A 20,274-nucleotide genomic window follows, 5' to 3' on the forward strand; every position below is an offset into this window, starting at 1 on the left:
GTGGTCGCGAACCGCCTCCAGCATCACCAGCACCACCGGCGCCGTGGCCGCCGGGGAGACCTTGCCCGTCGAGGTCTTGACGAAGTCCGCGCCCGCCAGCATCGCCAGGTGCGAGGCCCGGCGCACGTTGTCCAGCGTGGCCAGCTCCCCCGTCTCCAAGATCACCTTCAGGTGCGCGCCGCCGCAGGCCTGCTTGACCGCCACGACCTCCTCGAACACCTTCAGGTAGTCACCGGCCAGGAACGCGCCCCGGTCGATGACCATGTCGATCTCGCTCGCGCCGTCGGCCACCGCCCGGGCGGTATCGGCGAGCTTGACCTCCAGCGGGGCGCGCCCGGCCGGGAACGCGGTGGCCACCGACGCCACCCCGATCCCGGTCCCGTCCAGGGCCGCCACGGCGGTGGCGACCATGTCGGGGTAGACGCACACCGCCCCGACCCGGGGCACGGTCCGGTCGGCGGGGTCGGGCAGGGCGGCCTTGGCGCACAGCGCCCGCACCTTGCCGACCGTGTCGGCGCCCTCCAGGGTGGTCAGATCGACCATGGAGATGGCCAGATCGATCGCGTGGGCTTTCGCGGTGGTCTTCACGGACCGGGTGGACAGGTCCTGGGCGCGGGCTCGGGCGCCGACCTCGTCCACACCCGGAAGCCCCCGAAGGAACGCCCGCAGTGAGGAGTTCGACGGCGCCGGTGGCGCCGTGGCCGTATCAGACACGGGACCCTCTCTTCTCGATGACCATGTTGAGGATGAGCGCGACGACGAGGATGACGCCGGTCACGACCATCTGGAAGAACGACCCCAGCCCCAGCAGGTTGCACAGGTTGCGCAGGACCGACAGGAGCAGGACGGCCACGAACGTGCCGAACACCCCGCCCCGGCCGCCGAAGAGGTTGGTGCCGCCCAGGACGACGGCGGCGATCGCGTCCAGCTCCAGGCCGTTGAACGCGGTGGGCTGGCCGATCGTCAGGCGCGAGGTGAGCAGCACCCCGGCCAGCGCGGACAGGGCGCCGGAGATCGCGAAGACCGCGGTCACCACGCCGCGCACGGGCAGACCCGACAGGCGGGCGGCCTCGCGGTTGCTGCCCACGGCGTACACGTACTCGCCGAAGGTGGTGCACCGCAGCACCAGGGCGGCGATGACCGTGATCGCGATGAAGATCAGGCCGACCACGGGGACGTAGCCCAGGAAGCCGCCGCCCAGCAGCTGGAACGCCTGCGGGACGTCGCCGCCCGCCGGCTGGCCGTCGGTCAGCATGTACGTGAGGCCGCGGATCGCGGTGAGCCCCGCCAGCGTCGTCATGAACGCGGGCAGCGCCAGGTACGCGGAGAGACCGCCCATGAGCGCGCCGAAGAGCGCCCCGACCGCGAGGCTGATCGCGATCGCCGCCAGGAAGTTCATGTCCTGGTCGATGAGCAGGGCGACCGTCATCCCGCCGAAGGCGGCGGTGCTGCCCACCGACAGGTCGATGCCCGAGGTGAGGATGACCAGGGTCATCCCGATCGCGACGATGCCGGTGAGCGACGACTGCTGGAGCAGGTTCGCGAGGTTGCGCGTGGTGAGGAACTCGGGGGCGAGCAGGGTCGCGACCGCGCACAGCGCGAAGAACACGATGACCAGGTTGAACTTGACGAACATGTCGGAGCCGCGGCGCCCCCGCGCCGCGGGGGCGGACGCCCGGGGTTCCTCGGTGAGGGTGCTCATGGCATCGCTCCTGTGATGACGGTGTGCGCGATGGTGGTCTCGGAGGTGGTGCGGGGGTCGAAGCGGCCGACGTTGCGGCCCTCGTACAGCACCCAGATCCCGTCCGCGTTCGCGGTGAGTTCGTTGAGTTCGCTGCTGGCGAGCAGGACGGCGACCCCCGTGTCGGCCAGGGCGCGGACCTGGCGGTACAGGTCGGCCTTGGCGCCGACGTCCAGGCCGCGGGTGGGCTCGTCCAGGAGCAGGACCCGGACGCCGCCCCGGGCGATCCACTTGGCCAGGACCACCTTCTGCTGGTTGCCGCCGGACAGCTTGCCGACGGGCTGGTGGGGTGAGGAGGCGCGCACGCCCAGGTCGGCCAGGACCGGTGCGGCGCGGCGGGACCCGCGGCGGTGCGGGAGGAGCCAGGGCGGGCGGCCCAGGGCGGTGACCGCGGCGTTGCGCACCACGGACAACCCGAGCATGAGCCCCTGCTCCTTGCGGCTCTCCGGCACCAGGGCCAGTCCGGCGCGGACCGCCGCGGCGGGGCTGCGGACCCGCAGCGGCCGACCGTCCAGGCTCACGTCCGCGGTCGCCCGGACGTCGCCGAAGAGCGCTTTGAGCAGGGTGGTGCGGCCTGCGCCGCCCAGCCCCGCCAGCCCCACGACCTCGCCCGGGCGCACCTCGATGCCCGAGACGTCCAGCAGGCCGGGGACGCGGACGCGGTCCACGCGCAGCAGGGGCTCGCCCGTGACCGGCGGACGCGGCTCGGACGCGACCAGTTCGCGGGCCTCGCCGATCATGGCGGAGACCAGGGCGTCCGGCCCGGTCGAGGCCACGTCGAACACCCCCACGGTGCGCCCGTCCCGCAGGACGGTGGCGCGGTCCCCGATCTCCATGATCTCGTCCATGCGGTGCGAGATGTAGATGATGGAACGGCCCTCGGCCGCCAGGGAGCGGACCACGTCGAAAACCTTGCGCAGGTCGTTCTCGCCCAGGGTCGCCGACGGCTCGTCCATGACGATGACGGCGGCGTCGAAGGTCAGGGCGCGGGCGATGGCGGTGAGCTGCTGTGCGGCGATGGGCAGGTCGCGCACGGTGGCGGTGACCGGGAAGTCCGCCCCCACGCGGTCCAGGGCCGCCCGCGCCCGGCGCTCCCGCTCCGCGCGCCGGACGAAGGGCCCCAGGGCCGGGGCGTGGCCCAGCAGCAGGTTCTGCGCCACCGTCAGGTCGGGCACCAGGTCCAGCTCCTGGTAGATGACGGCGATCCCCGCGGCGAGCCCGGCCTGCGGCCCGCTGAGGGAGAGCGGCACCCCGTCCAGGAGGATCTCCCCCTCGTCGGGCCGCTGGGACCCGGCGAGGATCTTGACGAGGGTGCTCTTGCCCGCCCCGTTCTCGCCGAGCAGGCAGTGCACCTCCCCGGCGCGCACGGACAGTTCGGCCCCGTCGTTGGCGACGGTGCCGGGGAACCGCTTGACGATGCCGCGCATCGTCAGGCGCTCGGTTCCGGCGTCGAAGGACATCACACCTCCCCGGTCTCGCGGTCGAGCAGCCACCGGGCGGTCCGGTCGTCGGTGACGAGGGTGTTGCACAGCCGCCCCTCGACGACCGCCGCGCACACCGGGTGCTTGGCGGCCCCGGAGACGACCGCGACGGAGACGGGCGCCGACCGCAGGGCGTCGAAGGAGACGCCCAGGGTCCGGGCGTCCAGCCCGGGGTCGACCACGGCCCCGCTCCGGTCGAGGAAGCGGCCCACCACGTCGCCCACCGCGCCCAGGGAGGCGAGGCGTTCGACGTCGGCCGGGTCGATGTGCCCGGACTCCACCAGGACGGAGTCGGTCCCCAGGCCGCCGGGGCTGAACAGCATGACGTCCGCCCCCCGCGCGTGGTCGAGGATGTCCGCGACCGCGCGGTCGCGCTCCAGGACCCGGCGGGTGTCCTCGTGCTCGACGATCGCCGGGACCGGAAGCAGGGTGACCGTGCCCGAGCCCTGGTGGGCGATGCGGCTGGCCATGTCCTGCGCGGACGTGGGCCGGTGGGACCGGCTCAGGCCGCCGTTGATCTGGATGACGTCGACGCCGCGCGCCCACCCGGCGGGCATGTTGCGCGCGACCAGGTCCAGGGTGCGCCCCCAGGAGACGCCGAGCAGGACCGGGGCGGGTCGCAGCGCCGCCAGGTGCTCGGCGGCGGCGCGGGCGACCCGGGACCGCAGCTCCTCCTCGTCCTGGGTCTGCCGGGAGGACACCACCACGGCGTCGCGCAGGCCGAAGCGCTCGCGCAGCGCGTTCTCCACGGTGTGGACGCGCGATCCGGGGTGGACGACCTCGATGCGCACGATCCCGGCCTCGCGGGCCTCGACGAGCATGCGTCCGACCTTCCAGCGGGTGAAGTGGAGCCGTGTGCCGATCTGCTCCTGGGTCTGGTCCTGCTCGTAGTAGAGCGAGGCCACCTGGTAGAGCAGGTTCTCGTCGGTCGGTTCGCTCACGGCCTCCTCCTGGCGGGGTCGCTGAGCCGGTGGGAGATGGCGCGCGTCCCGTCGGAGGCGGCGAGGTAGTCGCCGTACCCGCGCTCCAGCGCGTCGGCGTGCGCGGTGTCGGGCTCGACCACCCGGTAGCGGGGGGCGAAGGCGCCCGCGGCCTCGCGCAGGCTCCCCGCCGCGCCGGTGCCCACCGCCGCGATGACGGAGCAGGCCCGCAGGGTGAGGTTGTCCCCGGTGACCAGGTGCAGCGGCCGACCCAGGACGTCCGAGGTGGTCTGGAGCCACAGCGGGTTGTGGCGGACGCCGCCGGAGATGAAGACCTCCTCCACGGGCACCCCGCCCTCGATGAAGGACTCCAGGACCCGGCGGGTCCCGTAGGCCACCCCCTCCACGGCCGCCCGGTAGACCTGCGCGGGCGTGGTGCCCAGGGTCAGCCCCAGGACGGCGCCGCGCAGCCGGGGGTCGCGCAGCGGGGTGCGGTTGCCCATGAAGTAGTCCAGGACCAGGAGCCCGTGGTCGGCGGGCGGCAGGGCGGCGGCCTCCTCGAACAGGGCCGGCAGGTCGGCGCGGCGCAGGCCGAGCAGGTGCTCCCCGGTCCAGGTCAGCACGGACCCCGAGGCGACCTGGCCTCCCTCGATGAGCCAGGAGCCGAGGTTGAGGGCGTCCGGGTAGGGGCCCCAGACGGTGGGCGGGAAGACCGGCTCGTCCACCTCCGTGATGAAGGCGGTGGAGGTGCCCGACACCACGGACACCCGCCCGTCGCGGGCGCCGCCCACCGCCAGCAGCGACAGGTGCGCGTCGATGCCGCCGGAGCAGACCAGGGCGGGGCCCCGCACCCCGAGTTCGGCGCGGGCGGCCGCGGTCATCTCGCCGACCGGGTCGCCGACGGGCACGACCGTGTCGGGCAGTTTGCCCCGCAGCTCGGGGACCCCGAACCGGGCGTAGAGGTCGACGGGGAAGCCCGCGCCCAGGGGGTCGTGGTTCCACTTGCAGACGGCGTTCATCTGCGAGCCCGCCCACCTCCCGGTGAGCCGCCACACGAGGTAGTCGACCGCCTCGACGATCCGCTCCGCGCGGTGGTAGGCCTCCGGTTCGTTGGCGGCCAGCCACATCGCCTTGGGGACGAGCCACTCGACCGCGTCGGAGCCGCCGGAGTAGCGCAGCACCGGGTGGTCGACCTCCGCGGTGCGCGCCGACTCCTCGCTGGCGCGGTTGTCCATCCACAGCAGGGCGGGGCGCAGCGGCGCGCCCCGGTCGTCGAGGACGGCGACCGTGGAGGCGGTGGTGGCGACGGCGACGCCCGCCACCTCGGGGCGGCCGGCCTCCTCCATCGCCCGACCGACCGCGTCCACCACGGCCCGCCACCAGTCGCGCGGGTCCTGCTCGGCCCACCCCGGCCGGGGGTAGGACGTGGGGTAGCCGCTCTCGCCGTGCCCGAGGGCGGTGCCGTCGTCCGCGTAGACGGCGACCCGCGCGCTCTCGGTCCCCAGGTCGATGGCCAGCAGTGCCGTCATGATCAGTCCCCGTTCGGCAGGAAGAGCACCTTGGAGCTGAAGACCGACCGGTCTCCGAGCCGGTGCATCGTCTCAGGCAGCTCGTCCAGGCCCAGCTCGTGGGTGATCATGAACTCCCACTCCAGGCGCCCCTCGGCCATGGCGCGGGCGGCGTGGCGCCACTCGTCGCCGGGGAAGGGGGCGGAGAACGAGTTCCACGCCCCGTGCAGGGTGGCCTCGCGGCGCAGGAAGGAGCTGAAGGTGGTCTTGGGCAGCACGACGGGCTCGTGCGGGATGCCGATGAACACCGCGTGCCCGAGGCGGGCGACCAGCGAGACGGCCTGGTCGACGGTGGCGGGCACGCCCGCCGACTCGATGACGACGTCGTAGCCGTCCCCGGCCAGGTCGCGGGCGGCCTCGGGGGAGGTCGCCGTGTGCGTGGCCCCGGCCCGGCGGGCCATGGCCGCCTTCTCGTCGCTGACGTCGACGGACAGGATCTCCGAGGCCCCCGAGAGCGCCGCCCACTGGACGGCGAACAGCCCGATGGGGCCGGCCCCGATGACGGCGACGCGGTGGCCCGCGCGCAGCTTGGTCCGCCACACGGCGTGCAGGGCGATGGCGGCCGGGTCGAGCATCGCGGCGGCCCGCGGGTCCAGGTCGGCGGGGACGACCAGCAGGTTCCCGGCGGGGACCGTCACGTACTGGGCGTAGGCCCCGGCGCGGCGGCTGCCGAAGTAGTCGTAGTCCTCGCAGAGGCTGAAGTTGCCCTGGGTGCAGGGCCCGCAGGCCCGGCAGGGGAGCAGCGGCGGCACGGTGACCAGGTCGCCCTCGGCGACCGTGCCCGCCGCGGCGAGCTCCCCGCCCAGGGCGACGACGTGCCCGGCGAACTCGTGGCCGCAGACGAGGGGCAGGTGGTAGGCGCCGCCGGGGCGGAGCATGCGGGGGATGTCGGAGCCGCAGACGCCGCAGGCGGCGACGCGGACCAGCGCCTCGTTCGGGCCCGGGACGGGGACGGGGACCTGCTCGACCCTGATGTCCCCGGGACCGTGGAGGACGGCGGCCTGCATGGTCTCTGGCATGGCGGTGGTTCTTCCTCTCGGTGGCGGCCCCGGGGGTTCCCGGGGCCGCGGTCGCTGTGGTGCGTGCTACCGGCCGGCGTCGAGCGCGAAGGTGGTGTCGCCGACGAGGTCGCCCGCGTTGGAGGGGTCCACGAGGGTGGTCCCGGCGTCCACCGGCCCGTCGGGGACGTCGCCGTCCAGCACGCCCAGGGACACGTCGACCGCCACGCGGCCCAGCTCGATGGGGTCGTTGAGGGCGGTGGCCAGGTACGGGCCGCCGTCGGCGATCTCCTCCACGGCCTCCATCAGGCCGTCGACGCCGGTGACGAGGACGTCGTCGCGGCCGTTCTCCCGCAGGACCTGGAGGGCGCCCAGGGCCATGTCGTCGTTGTGCGCGTAGACGGCGCTGACGTCGGGGTTGGTCTGGATGAGGTCCTGCATGGCGGTGACCGCGTTGGAGCGGATGTAGTCGCTGTAGGGGCCCTCGACGATCTCGACGGCGTCGTTCTCCTCGACGGCGCCGTGGAACCCGGCGCTGCGGTCGCGCGCCACGTCGCCGCCCGCGTCGCCCTTGATCTCGATGACGGTGCCGCCGTCCTCGCCCAGCTCCTCGGCCAGGCGGGCGCCGACCAGGGCGCCCATGGCCTCGTTGTCGCGGCCGACGTGGGCGTCGGCGCCCTCGGGCACCGACCGGTCGACGGTGACGACCGGGATCCCGGCGGACTCGGCGGAGGCGATGGCGGCCTTGACGCCCTCGGGGTCGACGGGGTTGACGAGCAGGATGTCGACCTGGCGGGTGATCAGGTCCTGCACGTCGTCGTTCTGCTTGGTGACGTCGCCGTCGGCGTCGGCGAAGTACAGCTCGGCGCCGGCGTCCGCGGCGGCCTGCTCGGCGCCCTCGCGCAGCTGGACGTAGAAGGGGGACTGCTGGGTGGCCTGGCTGAAACCGATGACGACGGGGCCGTCGGAGCCGGACCCGCCGCCGGAAGCCCCACCGGGGGTCGTGGACAGGGAGCAGGCGGAGAGGGTGGCGACCGTCGTGATCGCCGCCGCCGTGACGCCCAGGATGCGTGAACGACGCATGTTGGCCTCCAGATGTGATGCGTGTTACGCACCGTAGATCTGGATTTCACAAACGCGCAACACATGGGGCGATATTTGCTCACATGAGCATGCACCGCCTTGACCTGCGACGGGACGGGAGCATTCCGTGACCGGAGGGTCCGAGCGGGGGGCCGGACGGGGTGCCGGGCTCCGTGCCCCGGACGGGCCGCGGCGGGGGCGCGCGCCCGCGCCGCGGCCCGTCCGGGGCACGGCGCGGCGGGGGCTCCGGCCCGGGCGGGGGCGCCGCGTCGCCCGTCCCGTCGGGGTTCCCGTCGGTCCGGCATACCCTGGTCCTCCACGCGGTGCGGTGCCGGGGACACGGAGGGGCGCGATCCATGAAGGCGGAGACGGAGGGCGGGGCCGCCGCCGCGCGCGCGGGCGAGGTGCGCTCGGTCGCCCGGGCGGGCCTGCTGCTGAACGCCGTCGTCGACGAGCCCGGCGGGCGCAGCCTCACCGAGCTGGCCGCGGTGACCGACCTGAACATCAGCACCGTCCACCGCCTGCTGCGCACCCTGTGCTCCGAGGGGCTGCTGTGCCGCGACCCGGTGAGCGAGCGCTTCCTGCCCGGCCCGCTCCTGATGCGCCTGGCCCGGCGCTCCCTGTCCTCGGCCGGGCTTCCGGAGGCGGCCGACGCCCTGCGCGGCCTGGTCGACGCCACGGGGGAGACCGCCAGCCTGGGCGTGCGCCGCGCGGACGAGGTGGTGGTCCTGCTGAGCATGCCCTCGCTCGCCCCCTTCCGCTACGACGGCCAGCCGGGGATGCGCCGCCCGGTGTGGCACTCGGCGATGGGGCTGGCGGTGCTGGCGTTCGCGGAGGCGCCCCCGCAGGAGGCGGCGCGCCGGTGGGAGGACGGGGGGACCGCCCCGGCGGGCGCGGCCGACCGGCTGCGGGACGAGCTGCTGACCACCCAGTTCCGCGGGCACGCCGTGTTCGACGACCCGGAGGCGCCCGGCCTGCGGGCGGTGGCGGTCCCGGTGCTCACCGACGGCAGGGTCTGGACCGCGGTGGAGGTCCAGGGGCCCGCGGCCCGGCTGGAGGGCGAGCGGCTCGAAGCCGCCGCGGCGGCCCTCAAGCGCGCCGCGCTGCACCTCCAGGACCTCCCGATCTCCCTCGCCCTCAGCAGGGCGTGAGACGCACGTCACCCCCGCCGCCCGGCGGGCCCCGCGCCCGGGGGTGCGGGGCTTTTTTGTGCCCGGAGGCCATCTGATCTGCGGTTTTCATTAAATGGAAGCCTGTTTCGCTAGTTGAAACCGGCCATTGACATGCCCGAACCCGCAGCTATACCGTCTATTTCGACCAGTTAGGTAGAGAATATTCCGGAGGCGGGGAGAAGCCATGGGGAACCGCGACACGCTGCTGATCTCGCCCAACCACCCCGTCTTCGACCTGCCCGAGATCGTGGCCCTGGAGCAGGGGCTGTTCGAGCGCGAGGGGATCGACGCCGGGTTCGCCGACGCGGGCGGTTCCGCCTTCGACCCCGCCGAGCGCGACCCGATCGCGCGCCGCAAGGAGGCGCTCTACGAGACCGAGGGCGCCGACGTCTACAACCTCTGCGAGTGGGGCGGGATCGACCGCCTCGAACGCGGGCGGCGCAAGGGCCGGATCGACTACCTGCGCCCGGCCGTGGTCGCCCAGGGGCTGGTGAGCTTCGACCCCGGCCTCAACGAGCCGCACGACCTCGGCGGCGTCGAGGTCGCCGTCAACGAGTTCACCGGCTCCCACTACACGGCGCTCCACCTGCTGGGCAACACCCTGCCCCGGCAGGAGATCTCCGTCCGCCACGTGGGCTCGCCCCACCTGCGCCTGGAACGGCTGCGGGACGGGGGAGTGCGCGCCGCGATGCTCATGGAGCCCTTCCTCACCGCGGCCCTGAAGGAGGGGGCCCACCTGCTGGGCTCGTACTTCTACCGCGGGTCCCAGGTGGTGGCGCCCCACCTGCCCCAGGAGCGGCGCGACGCCTACATCCGGGCGGTCGACGCCGCCGTCGACGTCATCCGCGCCCGCCCCTGGCACGAGTCGGCCCGCCACATCACGGCCGAGCTCGGCGGCCTGCTGGACCCGGCCGACCTGGGCACCGCCCACGTGCGCTACACCCGAGCCCGCCCCTTCGACCCCAAGCGCTTCCAGGAGAGCTACGCCTGGATGCGCTCCTGGGGCCTGACCGAGGGCCGCAGCGACCACGGCTCGCTCCTCGGCTCTCCCTGACCCCCGGCCCCGGCCCCCACACCCGCCCGTTGGAGACACCATGCCCACCCTGAACCGTCGGTCGCTCCTGCGCACCGGCCTCGTCGCGGCCACCGCCCTGGGAGCCGCCCCCCTGCTCGGAGCCTGCGGCGCAGGAGGGTCCCCGGAGGCGGCCAAGGTCCAGGACAGCGAGGAGGGCACGGCCAGCGCCGTCCTGCGCCCCGTCGCCGAGCGCTTCGGCCTGGCCCAGGGCCTGGACCTGGAGTACATCGCGGGCACCGGTCCGGGCGACGTCCAGAACAAGCTCCTGTCCGGTGCCCTGGACGTGTCGAGCTTCGGCCCCATCGGCGCGGCCGTCTCCGCCTCGGCCGGGGCCGAGGTCCTGCTCTTCAGCCCCGGGCTCAACAACCACGTCCGCTGGCTCGTCGCCGACGGCAGCCCCTACCGCACCCCCGCCGACCTGCGCGGCAAGGCCGTGGCCACCCCGCCCAACAACAGCGACGCCTACCGCTCCACCCAGCTGGCCAGCGCCGTCAACGGCATCGACTTCGAGGCCGAGTACGACGTCCACCAGGGGGCGGTCCTCAACGGCCTGGCCCTGTTCGAGCGCGGCGACGTGGAGGCCCTCATCACGATCGAGCCCAACGCCACCCGCCTCGTCGCACGCGGCGCCCGGCAGATCGCCACCGTCGACGACCTCTGGCGCGAGGGCAGCGGCTCCTCCGAGCCCCTCGTCCTCAACGCCCAGGGCGCGCTGCGCTCCTGGGTCGACGCCAACGCCGGGACCGCCGCGGCCCTGGACCGGCTCCGGCGCGAGGTGCACGGCCGCATCCACGACGACCCCGGGCTCCTGGCGGAGTTCCACGAGTACTACGGGATCGGCGCCGACGAGACCGACGCGATCGCCCTGCTGCCCGAGCGCCTGGTGGACGTCTACCCGCTGGAGTGGGGCGACACCGCCTTCGACAGCTTCCAGGCCCAGCTGGACAAGGCCGTCGAACTCGGCATCATCGACGCGCTCCCCGAGCAGGAGGTCTTCACCGACCTGGGGGCCGGCCGATGAGCCTGCGCACCGGCCCCGGACCCGTCCGGCCCCGCGAGCCCGACGACGCCCCGCCGCCCGCGCCCGCGGGCCTGCGCGCGGCGCTGCGCCGGCGCCAGGGGCCCCTGGCCGCCGCGGCGTTCCTCCTGCTGCTGGTGTCGGGCTGGCACCTGATGTCCCTGGCCCTGGACAGCCTCCTGGTCCCCGGCGCGGACGACATCGCCGCCGAGATCGCCCGCCTGGTCGCCGACCCCGGCTTCTACGCCGACCTGGGCGTGACCTTCCAGCGGGTGGCCCTGGGCTTCGCCCTGGCCTTCGCCGCTGCCCTGGCCGTGGGCATCGCGATGGGGCGCTCGCCCCTGGCCCGGAGGTTCTTCGAGCCGGCCGTCCTCATCGGGCTGACCGTGCCGGGGCTGGTCTGGGCGCTGCTGTGCGTCATCTGGTTCGGCGTCGACCTCATCAACCCGGTGATGGCGGTCGCCCTGTCCTCGGCGCCGGCCCTGACCCTGAGCATCCACCAGGGGACGAGGACCACCGACCCCCAGCTGCTGGAAATGGCCCACGTCTACCGGTTCTCCGCCGCCGACCGGCTGCGGTACCTGTGGCTGCCCTCCCTCGCCCCGGCCCTGTTCGGCGGGGCCCGGCTCGGGCTGTCCCTGGCGTGGAAGGTCATCGTCCTGGTGGAGATCTTCGGGATGTCCAGCGGGGTCGGCTCCAGTATCAACCGCGAGTTCGCCGCCCAGAACGTGGCCGGGGTCCTGGCGTGGACCGCGCTGTTCGCACTGGTCATGGCGGCTCTCGAATACGGCGTCCTCCAGGGGTTGGAGAACCGGGCGGCGCGCTGGCGGAAGGTGGCGGCGGTATGAGCACCACGGTGGAACTGAGCGGCGTGCGCAAGGCCTACACCGGCCCGCGCGACCGGAGCGTGCAGAAGGTGTTCGACGGGCTCGACCTGTCGGTGGGGCCCGGGGAGCTGGTGGCGGTGGTGGGCGCGTCCGGCACCGGCAAGACCACCCTGCTGCACATGGTCGCCGGCCTGGAGAGCCCCGACGGCGGACGCGTCAGCGTGGGCGGGGGCGCCTCCCCCGAGCGCCTGGGCGTGGTCTTCCAGCAGCCCCGGCTCCTGGACTGGCTCCCGGTGCGCGCCAACGTCGAGATCGCGCTGCGGTCCGCGGGCATGGACGAGGGCCTGGCCGACGCCGCGCTGGCCGACGTGGGCCTGGCCGAGTACGCCGACACCTACCCCTCCGTCCTCTCCGGCGGCCAGCGCCAGCGGGTCGCCGTCGCACGGGCCTTCTCCGTGGACCCCGCGGTCGTCCTGCTCGACGAGCCCTTCAGCGCCCTGGACGAGCTGACCGGCCGCAGGCTCCGCCTGCTGCTCCAGGACCTGTGGGTGCGCACCCCCCGTGTGGGCCTGCTGGTCACCCACAGCCCCGCGGAGGCCGTCCTGCTCGCCGACCGCGTGGTCCTGCTCGCCGGGCGCCCCGCGACCGTGGTGCGCGAGTACCGGGTGGACGTCCCCCGGCCCCGCTCGCCCGAGGACCCCGCGCTCTTCGACCTGCACCGGCGCATCGTCGCCGACCTCCTCTGACCGGTACCGCGCACCGGCCCCGCCCGGCACGGCACCGTCCCGTCCCGACACCGATCACACCGAGGAACCGCACCATGACCAAGCAGATCACCATGGAACTGCTCTCCCTGGTCTTCTCCCTGCCCCAGCTGGTGGCGAAGGACGAGGGCTACTACGAGGAGGAGGGGGTGAAGGTCTCCTTCGTCCCCAAGGGCTACGCCGACGCCGGGCTGTCCTACCTCGACGACCACGAGCTGGTCAGCTCCTTCGGCACCACCAAGTCCAACTTCGAGAGCGGCGAGGCCGACCTGTACCGCGCCTGCGAGTGGGGCCAGATCCGCCGCGCCGACGACACCGCGGTCGGCGGCCGGGTCGTGAGCAAGCGCGCCGCCGTGGGCAGCCAGGCCATCCTGGTCCGCCCCGACTCCCCGCACGTCCACCCCTCCGACCTGGCCGGGGCCGGCGTGGCGGTCAACTACCACCACGGGTCGCACTACCTCGCGCTCCAGAGCCTGGAGGGCTTCCTGCCCCGCGAGGAGATCAAGGTGGTCCACGTCGGCGGGCCGCAGCAGCGCTTCGAGGCGCTGCGCGACGGCCGGGTCGAGGCGGCCGCGCTCATGGAGCCCTGGATCACCGTCGCGGAGAAGCAGGGGTTCAAACTGCTCTCGGAGGCGTTCTACGTCGGCTCGGAGATCGCCGGCCCCGAGGTGGACCCCGAGACCTACGCGGCGGTCAACCGCGCCGTCGTCCGCGCCGTCCACAAGCTCAACGAGGACCCGCGCCCGTACCTGCACCACCTCATCGGCGAGGTCCCGGCGCAGATCCAGGAGCTCACCCCGGAGGACTTCCCGCTCGGTCGGCTGCGCTTCGTCGAGCCCGCGCCCTACCCGCAGGACCAGTTCCAGCGCACCTACGACTGGATGGTCGGCTGGGGCCTGATCAAGGACGACGCCGCCTTCGAGGACCTGGTGACCAACTTCGACGCCGAGGTCTGACCCCCGCCCCGTCCACGGGCGCCCCGCGCGGGCGGGGCGCCCTCGCGCTGAAAGGGCGCCGCCGTGCGCAGCACCCGAGTCTGGCCCCTGTACGTCGGCGGCGCCCTGGGCCCCTACGGCAGCACCATGGTCACCCCGATCGTCCAGGAGGTCGCCGACGGCCTCGGCACCGGGCCGGAGGCGGCCACCGCGGCCGTGACGGCCTACATGATCCCGTTCGCCGCGCTGATGCTGGTCTCCGGCACGCTGGCCGAGCGGTGGGGCAGGGGCCGCACCATGCGGGTCTCCCTGCTGGCGTTCGTGGTGACCTGCGCGCTGTGCGCGCTGGCCCCCACCCTGGAGTGGTTCCTGGCGGCCCGCGCCCTCCAGGGGGCGACCAACGCCTTCACGACGCCGCTGCTGGTGGCCGCGATCACCGACTCCGTGCCCCGGGAGCGGCTGGGCCGCTCGCTGGGGTGGTTCGCCGCCTGGCAGGCGGCGGGCCAGGCGTTCAGCCCGCTGATCAGCGGGGTGTCCGGCGCGGTCGACTGGCGGCTGGCGTTCGCCGCCCCGGCGCTGTGCGCCCTGTTCCTGGCCGCGCTGCCCGCCGACCCCGCGGCCACCGAGCGCCGCGCCGCCGGCCGGGCGACCTGGAGCTCCCTGCTCAACGCGCCCCTGGCCCTGGCCTGCGCGCTGGCCTTCCTCTGCTACCTGGCGGCGGTCGGCCTCACGGTGCTGTCGGCCCTGCGCGCCGAGGACGCCTTCGGCCTGGGGCCGGTCGCCCGGGGCCTGGTGGCCGCCGCCTTCGGGATCGCCGGGCTGCTGCTGGCCGACACCGCCGGTCGGCTGCTGGACCGCTTGGGGCCGCTGGCCCTGGGGGTGCTGGCCAACGCCGTTCTGGCCGTCGGCCTGGTCACGGCGGCCCTGGGGCCCACGGTCGCGGCCATGACCGCGGGCATCGTCGGGGTCGGCGCGGCGGTGACCGCCCTGCGCGCCACCGTCAACACGGTGGCCGCCACCAGCGCCCCGGGCAACCGGGCCGGGGCGTCCTCGCTGGCCCTGTCCTTCCAGTTCTTCGGCGGAGCCCTGGCCCCCGTGGTGTGGGTGCCCCTCTACGGCCTGTCCGCCGGGTGGGGGTTCGCCGCCACGGCCGCCGCCCCGCTGCTCGCCCTGGTCCTGCTGGGGGCGGTGCTGCGCCGGTCGGGCCCCCGGCCGGACGGCCCGGGCCGCCCGGAGCCCGCCCCCGGCGGGCCCCGCGCCGCCGGCTGAGGCGGGGAGGCGGGGACGCCCTTTGAGCGCCCGCCGGACGCCGCGGCCGGGTCCGTCCGACCGGCCGCGGCGCCCGGCCGCGCCGGCTCGCCCCCGCGGGGGCGGGCCGGGTGCGTCCCCGATCGCCCCCTCCAGCCGAAAAGGTCGCACACAGCCACGCGGACCGTGAATCCGGAGTGCGAATCCCTGCAACTCCAGGGGCCTCGAGGGGCGACAGGAATTCAACGTTGCGGGTGATGAAAAGGGGAATTCAATTTCACTGAAAACTCGGCATGGCGCCAGCGCACGGCAACCGCAAGAAACCCTGAGCGACGCTCGCGCAGAACAGAATTCCATTCCATTGAAGCAAAGGCGAAAGAATCATGAAAACACTGCACACGAAGCCGATTTCCGGGATATCATCCATTCTCTTCTCCCTGGAAATTCCACATCACACCCTTGGGGCACACCTTGGCCGAAGTCCACCTGCAGGTGTTCAGCGACAAGTCGGCGATAGACGACCTCGCCTCCCTCGAGAAGACGCTGATCTCGGTGGAGGAGTTCCGGGGGCGCACCCGGTCGGTCGCGCACCCCCCGGCCGCCGACCGTCTCGGCTCCCTCCCCGACGTCCTCGTCCTCGCGCTGGCCAACGGGACCGCCGTTCTTTTGGCCAGCACCGCCGTCTCGTGGATCCGCCACCGCACCCACGACATCCGCCTCCTCATCACTCGCAAGGGAGACGAGACCTCGGTCGAGCTGACCGCCGAGCGGCTCCGGGGCCTGGGCCAGGAGGAGATCGGCGCCCTGATCCACCGGACCGGCCGCGCCCTGGAACAAGAGCGGCCCCGGACGGCCCACGAAGATCCCGGACACGGGCCATGAGCGGGCCCTACGACACGGACCTGACCGGCCCCGGCGTCCGAGCGCTCCTGGTAGGCACCCGCACCCACCGCCCCGATTCCGCGCTCCCCACGGTCGACGCCGTGGACAGGACCGTCGCCGCGCTGGCGGACGTCCTGGTCGAGAAGTGCGGCATGGATCCCGACGGCATCCGCACCATCATCGACCCGGAATCGCCCGATGTTGTCGTCGACGCCCTGGAAGCCCAGGTCAAGGAGGCCACACGGGTCCTCATCCTGTACTACGTCGGCCACGCCATCGTGCCCAACGGCGCCCTCCACCTGGCCACCTACGGGACGCGCGGACTCGATGACCGTGTACGGTCCCTGGCATTCAGCGAGGTCCGCGAGCAGTTCGACCGCTCGGGCGCCGCGTGTCGTGTCATCGTCCTGGACTGCTGCCACTCGGCCCGCGCGGGCGACGATGAGAGGACCGCCTTCGCGCGGGACCCGGTGATCCCCGCGATCGGCGGTACCTACCTCCTGGCGTCCGCGGCCCGCGACGAGCACGCCCTCGCACCGGTCGGGCAGGAGTACACGGGTTTCTCCGGAGAGCTCATCCGCTACCTGACCGTCGGTGACCCGCGGTCAGGGCCGGTACTGAACCTCGACAGCGCTTACGCCCACCTGCGGCGCGTGCTGCCGGAGCGGGGGATGCCGGTCCCGCACCGCCGACACAGCGACACCGCCGCATCCCTGGTCCTGGCACGCAACCCGATCGCGGTGTCCGTGCGTCCGTCACCCCACGGCCCGGAGCCGGCGGCGCACACCGGGGACGACTGCCCCTACCTCGGCCTAGGGGCCTTCTCCACTGACGACGCGGTGTGGTTCCACGGGCGATCGCGGGCGATCGCGACCCTCGTGGCACGGGTCCGCGAACGCCTGGTCGACCCCCGGCCGCTCGTGGTCACGGGTGCTTCGGGAACGGGGAAGTCTTCACTCCTGCGCGCCGGGCTCATCCCCGCCCTTGCACGAGGCGACGTCGCCTCGTCGCACGCGTGGCCGCCTGCCTGTGTCATCACGCCGGGTCTCCACCCGCTCCGGTCCCTGGCGGCGCCGCTGGCCCGCATGGCCGGGGAGAGCACCGAGGCCGTCGGCGCGGCCCTGGCCGCGGACCCCGCCTCCATCCGATCCGTGATCGCACGCGGGACGGCGGCATGGAGCCGGGACCCGGCGGGCCCGGAGAAGCGCACCACCATCCGCACGGTCATCGTGGTCGACCAGTTCGAGGCCGTGTTCGCCCACGCGGACCCCCGGGAGCGGCGGGCCTTCATCTCCGCGCTCGATCACGCCGCCCGTCCCTTCGGTCCGGGCGTCCCTCCGGCACTGGTCGTGCTAGCGGTCAGGGCCGACTACCTCTCGGAGTTCCTGGACCACCCCGAGACGGCCGACGCCATGAGGAGCGAACCGTTCTTCATCGAGCCGATGACCTCCGAGGAGTTGCGGGAGGCCATCGTGGAACCGGCCCGTCTGGCCGGACTCGAACTGGAGGTGGGGCTCCTGGACCGCTTCCTGGACGACATCTGGGCGGGGCTGCCCGGAGACCAGCCCCAGGGAGGTTTCCGGCCCGACTGCCTGCCACTCCTGTCGCACGCGCTGCAGAACACGTGGCACCGGCGAGAGGGGAGGGTGCTCACCCTCGCCGGGTACCACGCGACCGGCGGCATCTCAGGGGCGATCGGGCGAACGGCGGAGAAGATCTACGACCGGTTCTCGTACGAGGAGAAGGACGTCTGCCGCCGGATGATGCCGCGGCTGATCCACATCAACGACAGCCGCCGGGGCACCAGGCGCACGGTTCCGCGGAGCGACCTCCTGGCCGGGCGGGACCCGGTGGACACGGGCCGCAGGCGACGTGTGCTCGAAGCCCTTGTGGACGCGCGCCTGGTCACCGTCGACCACGACGACGTCGAACTCACCCATGAGGCCGTCATCGACCGCTGGCCCCTGCTGCGGAGCTGGGTCAGCGAGGGGCTGGGCGACTATCTCATCCGACAAGAGGTGAACCTCCACGCGGAGACCTGGGAGAGGTCGGGGCGCAAGCCCGACCATGTGGACACCGGTGCGCACCTGGCGCGGATGAAGCAGTGGGCCGCGGAGGGCGCCCACCGGGAGGAGCTGAGTCCGCGAGAACGGGACTTCCTCAACGCCAGTCTCCGGCACGAACGGCGCCGGACCCTGCGGCGGCGGCTGACCCGCTCCGGCGCGGTCGTCGCGGCCCTGGTCCTCGCCGGGGTGGGTGTGTTCGCGGGCGCCGTGAACGGTCAGAGACTCCAGGCGGTCTCCCGCCTGGTCTCCGTCCAGGCCGATCAGCTGCGCACGTCCGAACCGGAGCTCTCGATGCTCCTCAGCCTCGCCGCCTACCGGATCGCGGACACGCCCGAGGCCCGCTCCAGCCTCATCAACGCCTCCACGGTGACACCGGCGGTCCGCCTGCCGGGGACGGAGGGCGCCGTGCTGGAGGCCGGCGCGATCGACACCCGACACGGTGTCCTCGCCACCGGGGGCAACAGCCGGGAGATCGACCTGTGGGACATCCGCGACATCCGCGATCCGCGTCCGCTGGCATCTCCCCTGACCGGTCCGGAGGAGACCGTGTACGGCTTGGCCTACCGGCGCGACGGCACCCTGCTCGCCGCGGGCGGGGGAGATCGGGTCGTCCACCTGTGGGACACCGGTGATCCCGCGAGTCCGCGTCGGCTGCCCTCTCTCAGCGGTCCCGAGAACACCGTCTACGCCGTGGCCTTCGGCGCGGGCGGCGACCTCCTCGCCGCCGCGAGCGCGGACACGAACGTCTATGTGTGGGACGTCTCCGATGAGGAGGACCCCCGGCTGGCGGCGGTTCTGCGCGGTCACGCGGCGGAGGTGCACGCCCTCGCCTTCCAGAACGAGGGCCGGGTCCTCGCGACGGGCGGCGAGCACGTGCGGCTGTGGGACCTCTCCGACCCCGGTGCACCGGAGCCGCTGGTGACCCACCTGGAGGGGTCCGGCGGCGGGGTGCAGTCGGTGGCCTTCTCCCAGGAGGGTTCGCTGCTCGCCGCCGGAACCCGGGAGGGGGGTGCCCGCTTCTGGGACGTCACGGAGATCGGATCGCCCCGGTCCTGGGGGGAGGGGTTCTCCGTGGAGGAAGGGGTGACGGGGCATGTCAAGACGATCGCCTTCAACTCCAGCGGCACGAGGGTGGCGGTCGGCACCTCGGACCGGACGGTCCTGGTGTGGGACACGGCCACGCGCCACCGGGTCGGCACCTACGTCCACCCGGGGCCGGTGACGTCGGTGCGCTTCTCCGAGGGCGACGAGGCCCTGATGACCACGGCCTCTGACGGCACGGCGCGCCTGTGGCCGCTCCAGGGCCCGGTCCTGCGTGCGATCGGCGACCGCCTCTACGCCCTCGCCTTCAGCCCCGATGGGGACCTGCTGGTGACGGCGGGGACGGCGGGGATCGTCTACATCTGGGACCGCTCCGACCCCTACTCCCCCAGGCTCGCGAAGCGGCTGGACGCCTTCGGTGATTACGTCGCCTCCGTTTCCTTCAGCCCCGACGGAGGGCTACTGGCGGCGGCGAGCGTCGACTCCACGATCCGTGTCTGGGACATGGACGATCCCTCGTCCTCGGAGGAGGTCGCCGTGTTCGCAGACGGGGCCGAGGGCGGGACGGAGGTCCTGGAGTTCAGTCCGGACGGCCGGTTGCTCGCCACCGGGAGCAACGACCACGCGGTCCGGCTGTGGGACATCGCCGACCCGCACGATCCCCGGCCGCTCGGCCAGCCGCTGACAGAGCCGGAGAACGAGGTGTGGTCCCTGTCGTTCTCACCTGGGGGAGACGTCCTCGCCGCCGGGAGTATCAGCGGTGTGGTGCACCTGTGGGACGTCTCGGACACCGGGGCTCCCCGGGCCCGGGCCGAACTCGACACCGACGACACGTCGTACGTCTTCGGCATCGACTTCAGCTCCGACGGGGACACCCTCGCCGTCGCGCGGGGGAACGGGGAGGTCGAACTGTGGGACACCACCGACTCCGCGGCTCCGCTGCGGGTGGAGTCCCCCCTCCTGACGGGGTTCGGCAGTGCCGTGCAGTCCGTGGCCTTCAATACGGAGGGGACCACGCTGGCCGTGGGTCTGGCGGACCACACGAGCCGCATCTGGGACGTCACCGACCCTGCGCAGCCACAGGACCCCGTCATCGCGAGGGGGCCGGAGAACACCGTGTGGGCGGTCGATTTCAGTCCTGACGGCGTGTCCTTCGCGTCGGCGAACCTCGACGGGACCGTGCGGGTCTGGGACACGGACCTGGAGCGGGTCACGGACTACATCTGCACGACGACCGGCGGGCACCTCAGCCGGAGCGAGTGGGAACGCTACGTTCCCGATGTGGACCACCGGGAGCTGTGCTGAGCGGCCCGCCCGGTCGACGGCCGGGCGGGGGTTCGGCGGCATCATCAAGGCCCCGGGACGCCTCGGACCCGGTTTCGGGCCGACCCGGGCCGCCCGCCGGACGCCGCGGCCGGGTCCGTCCGACCGGCCGCGGCGCCCGGCGGCGCCGGC

Annotated in this window: 16 protein-coding genes; 9 read left to right on the forward strand and 7 right to left on the reverse strand. The window is 73.6% G+C overall.

The window, feature by feature from the left end; genetic code table 11:
* From deoC to BUE45_RS29855, 7 genes are all read right to left on the reverse strand, one after another.
* A partial coding sequence (gene deoC, locus BUE45_RS29825) for a deoxyribose-phosphate aldolase (protein ID WP_073384286.1) occupies nt 1-714 on the reverse strand: 714 nt, incomplete at its 3' end.
* A complete protein-coding gene (locus BUE45_RS29830; protein ID WP_073384266.1) occupies nt 707-1,702 on the reverse strand; it encodes an ABC transporter permease in 996 nt (331 codons plus the stop codon). The genes deoC and BUE45_RS29830, both read right to left, overlap by 8 nt.
* A complete protein-coding gene (locus BUE45_RS29835; RefSeq protein WP_073384267.1) occupies nt 1,699-3,201 on the reverse strand; it encodes a sugar ABC transporter ATP-binding protein in 1,503 nt (500 codons plus the stop codon). Before BUE45_RS29835 ends, BUE45_RS29830 begins: the two co-directional genes overlap by 4 nt.
* Nucleotides 3,201-4,163 (reverse strand): sugar-binding transcriptional regulator, encoded by a 963-nt coding sequence (locus BUE45_RS29840; protein WP_073384268.1) that lies wholly within the window; start codon nt 4,161-4,163, stop codon nt 3,201-3,203. The genes BUE45_RS29835 and BUE45_RS29840 overlap by 1 nt, the downstream gene beginning before the upstream one ends.
* On the reverse strand, nt 4,160-5,671 hold the full coding sequence (locus tag BUE45_RS29845) for an FGGY-family carbohydrate kinase (RefSeq protein WP_073384269.1): 1,512 nt from the start codon (nt 5,669-5,671) through the stop codon (nt 4,160-4,162). Before BUE45_RS29845 ends, BUE45_RS29840 begins: the two co-directional genes overlap by 4 nt.
* Before the next feature lie 2 nt (nt 5,672-5,673).
* Nucleotides 5,674-6,729, reverse strand: a complete 1,056-nt coding sequence (locus BUE45_RS29850) for a galactitol-1-phosphate 5-dehydrogenase (protein WP_073384270.1) — start codon at nt 6,727-6,729, stop codon at nt 5,674-5,676.
* Nucleotides 6,730-6,795: 66 nt separating this feature from the next.
* Entirely contained in the window at nt 6,796-7,791 is a 996-nt protein-coding gene (locus BUE45_RS29855; RefSeq protein WP_073384271.1) for a substrate-binding domain-containing protein, read from the reverse strand.
* A 356-nt stretch (nt 7,792-8,147) separates the two neighbouring features.
* Between BUE45_RS29855 and BUE45_RS29860 the strand changes: the two genes are divergently transcribed.
* The 9 genes from BUE45_RS29860 to BUE45_RS29900 all read left to right on the forward strand — a co-directional run bounded on the left by BUE45_RS29860 (nt 8,148) and on the right by BUE45_RS29900 (nt 20,124).
* Nucleotides 8,148-8,942 (forward strand): IclR family transcriptional regulator, encoded by a 795-nt coding sequence (locus BUE45_RS29860; RefSeq protein ID WP_073384272.1) that lies wholly within the window; start codon nt 8,148-8,150, stop codon nt 8,940-8,942.
* 205 nt (nt 8,943-9,147) lie between these two features.
* Nucleotides 9,148-10,017, forward strand: a complete 870-nt coding sequence (locus BUE45_RS29865; protein WP_073384273.1) for an ABC transporter substrate-binding protein — start codon at nt 9,148-9,150, stop codon at nt 10,015-10,017.
* A gap of 40 nt (nt 10,018-10,057) precedes the next feature.
* Nucleotides 10,058-11,059 carry an ABC transporter substrate-binding protein gene (locus BUE45_RS29870; RefSeq protein ID WP_073384274.1) on the forward strand — a complete coding sequence of 334 codons (1,002 nt, stop codon included), beginning with the start codon at nt 10,058-10,060 and terminating at the stop codon, nt 11,057-11,059.
* Nucleotides 11,056-11,904 (forward strand): ABC transporter permease, encoded by an 849-nt coding sequence (locus BUE45_RS29875; RefSeq protein ID WP_218619606.1) that lies wholly within the window; start codon nt 11,056-11,058, stop codon nt 11,902-11,904. Before BUE45_RS29870 ends, BUE45_RS29875 begins: the two co-directional genes overlap by 4 nt.
* A complete protein-coding gene (locus BUE45_RS29880; protein WP_073384275.1) occupies nt 11,901-12,629 on the forward strand; it encodes an ABC transporter ATP-binding protein in 729 nt (242 codons plus the stop codon). Before BUE45_RS29875 ends, BUE45_RS29880 begins: the two co-directional genes overlap by 4 nt.
* A 74-nt stretch (nt 12,630-12,703) precedes the next feature.
* A complete protein-coding gene (locus BUE45_RS29885; protein WP_073384276.1) occupies nt 12,704-13,603 on the forward strand; it encodes an ABC transporter substrate-binding protein in 900 nt (299 codons plus the stop codon).
* A 63-nt stretch (nt 13,604-13,666) separates the two neighbouring features.
* Nucleotides 13,667-14,851: an MFS transporter gene (locus BUE45_RS29890; protein WP_073384277.1), complete on the forward strand. Its 1,185-nt coding sequence runs from the start codon at nt 13,667-13,669 to the stop codon at nt 14,849-14,851.
* 438 nt (nt 14,852-15,289) lie between these two features.
* Nucleotides 15,290-15,712 carry an effector-associated constant component EACC1 gene (locus tag BUE45_RS29895; RefSeq protein WP_073384278.1) on the forward strand — a complete coding sequence of 141 codons (423 nt, stop codon included), beginning with the start codon at nt 15,290-15,292 and terminating at the stop codon, nt 15,710-15,712.
* Nucleotides 15,709-20,124 (forward strand): caspase, EACC1-associated type, encoded by a 4,416-nt coding sequence (locus tag BUE45_RS29900; RefSeq protein WP_073384279.1) that lies wholly within the window; start codon nt 15,709-15,711, stop codon nt 20,122-20,124. The genes BUE45_RS29895 and BUE45_RS29900 overlap by 4 nt, the downstream gene beginning before the upstream one ends.
* Nucleotides 20,125-20,274: the final 150 nt, after the last annotated feature.

The sequence above is a fragment of the Nocardiopsis flavescens genome, assembly GCF_900141985.1.
In the GTDB taxonomy this organism is placed as follows: domain Bacteria; phylum Actinomycetota; class Actinomycetes; order Streptosporangiales; family Streptosporangiaceae; genus Nocardiopsis; species Nocardiopsis flavescens.

Coding starts and splice junctions, on each gene's coding strand:
- BUE45_RS29830 (WP_073384266.1), bottom strand. CDS start 1,702: ATGAGCACCCTCACCGAGGAACCCCGGGCGTCCGCCCCCGCGGCGCGG.
- BUE45_RS29835 (WP_073384267.1), bottom strand. CDS start 3,201: ATGTCCTTCGACGCCGGAACCGAGCGCCTGACGATGCGCGGCATCGTC.
- BUE45_RS29845 (WP_073384269.1), bottom strand. CDS start 5,671: ATGACGGCACTGCTGGCCATCGACCTGGGGACCGAGAGCGCGCGGGTC.
- BUE45_RS29850 (WP_073384270.1), bottom strand. CDS start 6,729: ATGCCAGAGACCATGCAGGCCGCCGTCCTCCACGGTCCCGGGGACATC.
- BUE45_RS29855 (WP_073384271.1), bottom strand. CDS start 7,791: ATGCGTCGTTCACGCATCCTGGGCGTCACGGCGGCGGCGATCACGACG.
- BUE45_RS29860 (WP_073384272.1), top strand. CDS start 8,148: ATGAAGGCGGAGACGGAGGGCGGGGCCGCCGCCGCGCGCGCGGGCGAG.
- BUE45_RS29865 (WP_073384273.1), top strand. CDS start 9,148: ATGGGGAACCGCGACACGCTGCTGATCTCGCCCAACCACCCCGTCTTC.
- BUE45_RS29870 (WP_073384274.1), top strand. CDS start 10,058: ATGCCCACCCTGAACCGTCGGTCGCTCCTGCGCACCGGCCTCGTCGCG.
- BUE45_RS29875 (WP_218619606.1), top strand. CDS start 11,056: ATGAGCCTGCGCACCGGCCCCGGACCCGTCCGGCCCCGCGAGCCCGAC.
- BUE45_RS29880 (WP_073384275.1), top strand. CDS start 11,901: ATGAGCACCACGGTGGAACTGAGCGGCGTGCGCAAGGCCTACACCGGC.
- BUE45_RS29885 (WP_073384276.1), top strand. CDS start 12,704: ATGACCAAGCAGATCACCATGGAACTGCTCTCCCTGGTCTTCTCCCTG.
- BUE45_RS29900 (WP_073384279.1), top strand. CDS start 15,709: ATGAGCGGGCCCTACGACACGGACCTGACCGGCCCCGGCGTCCGAGCG.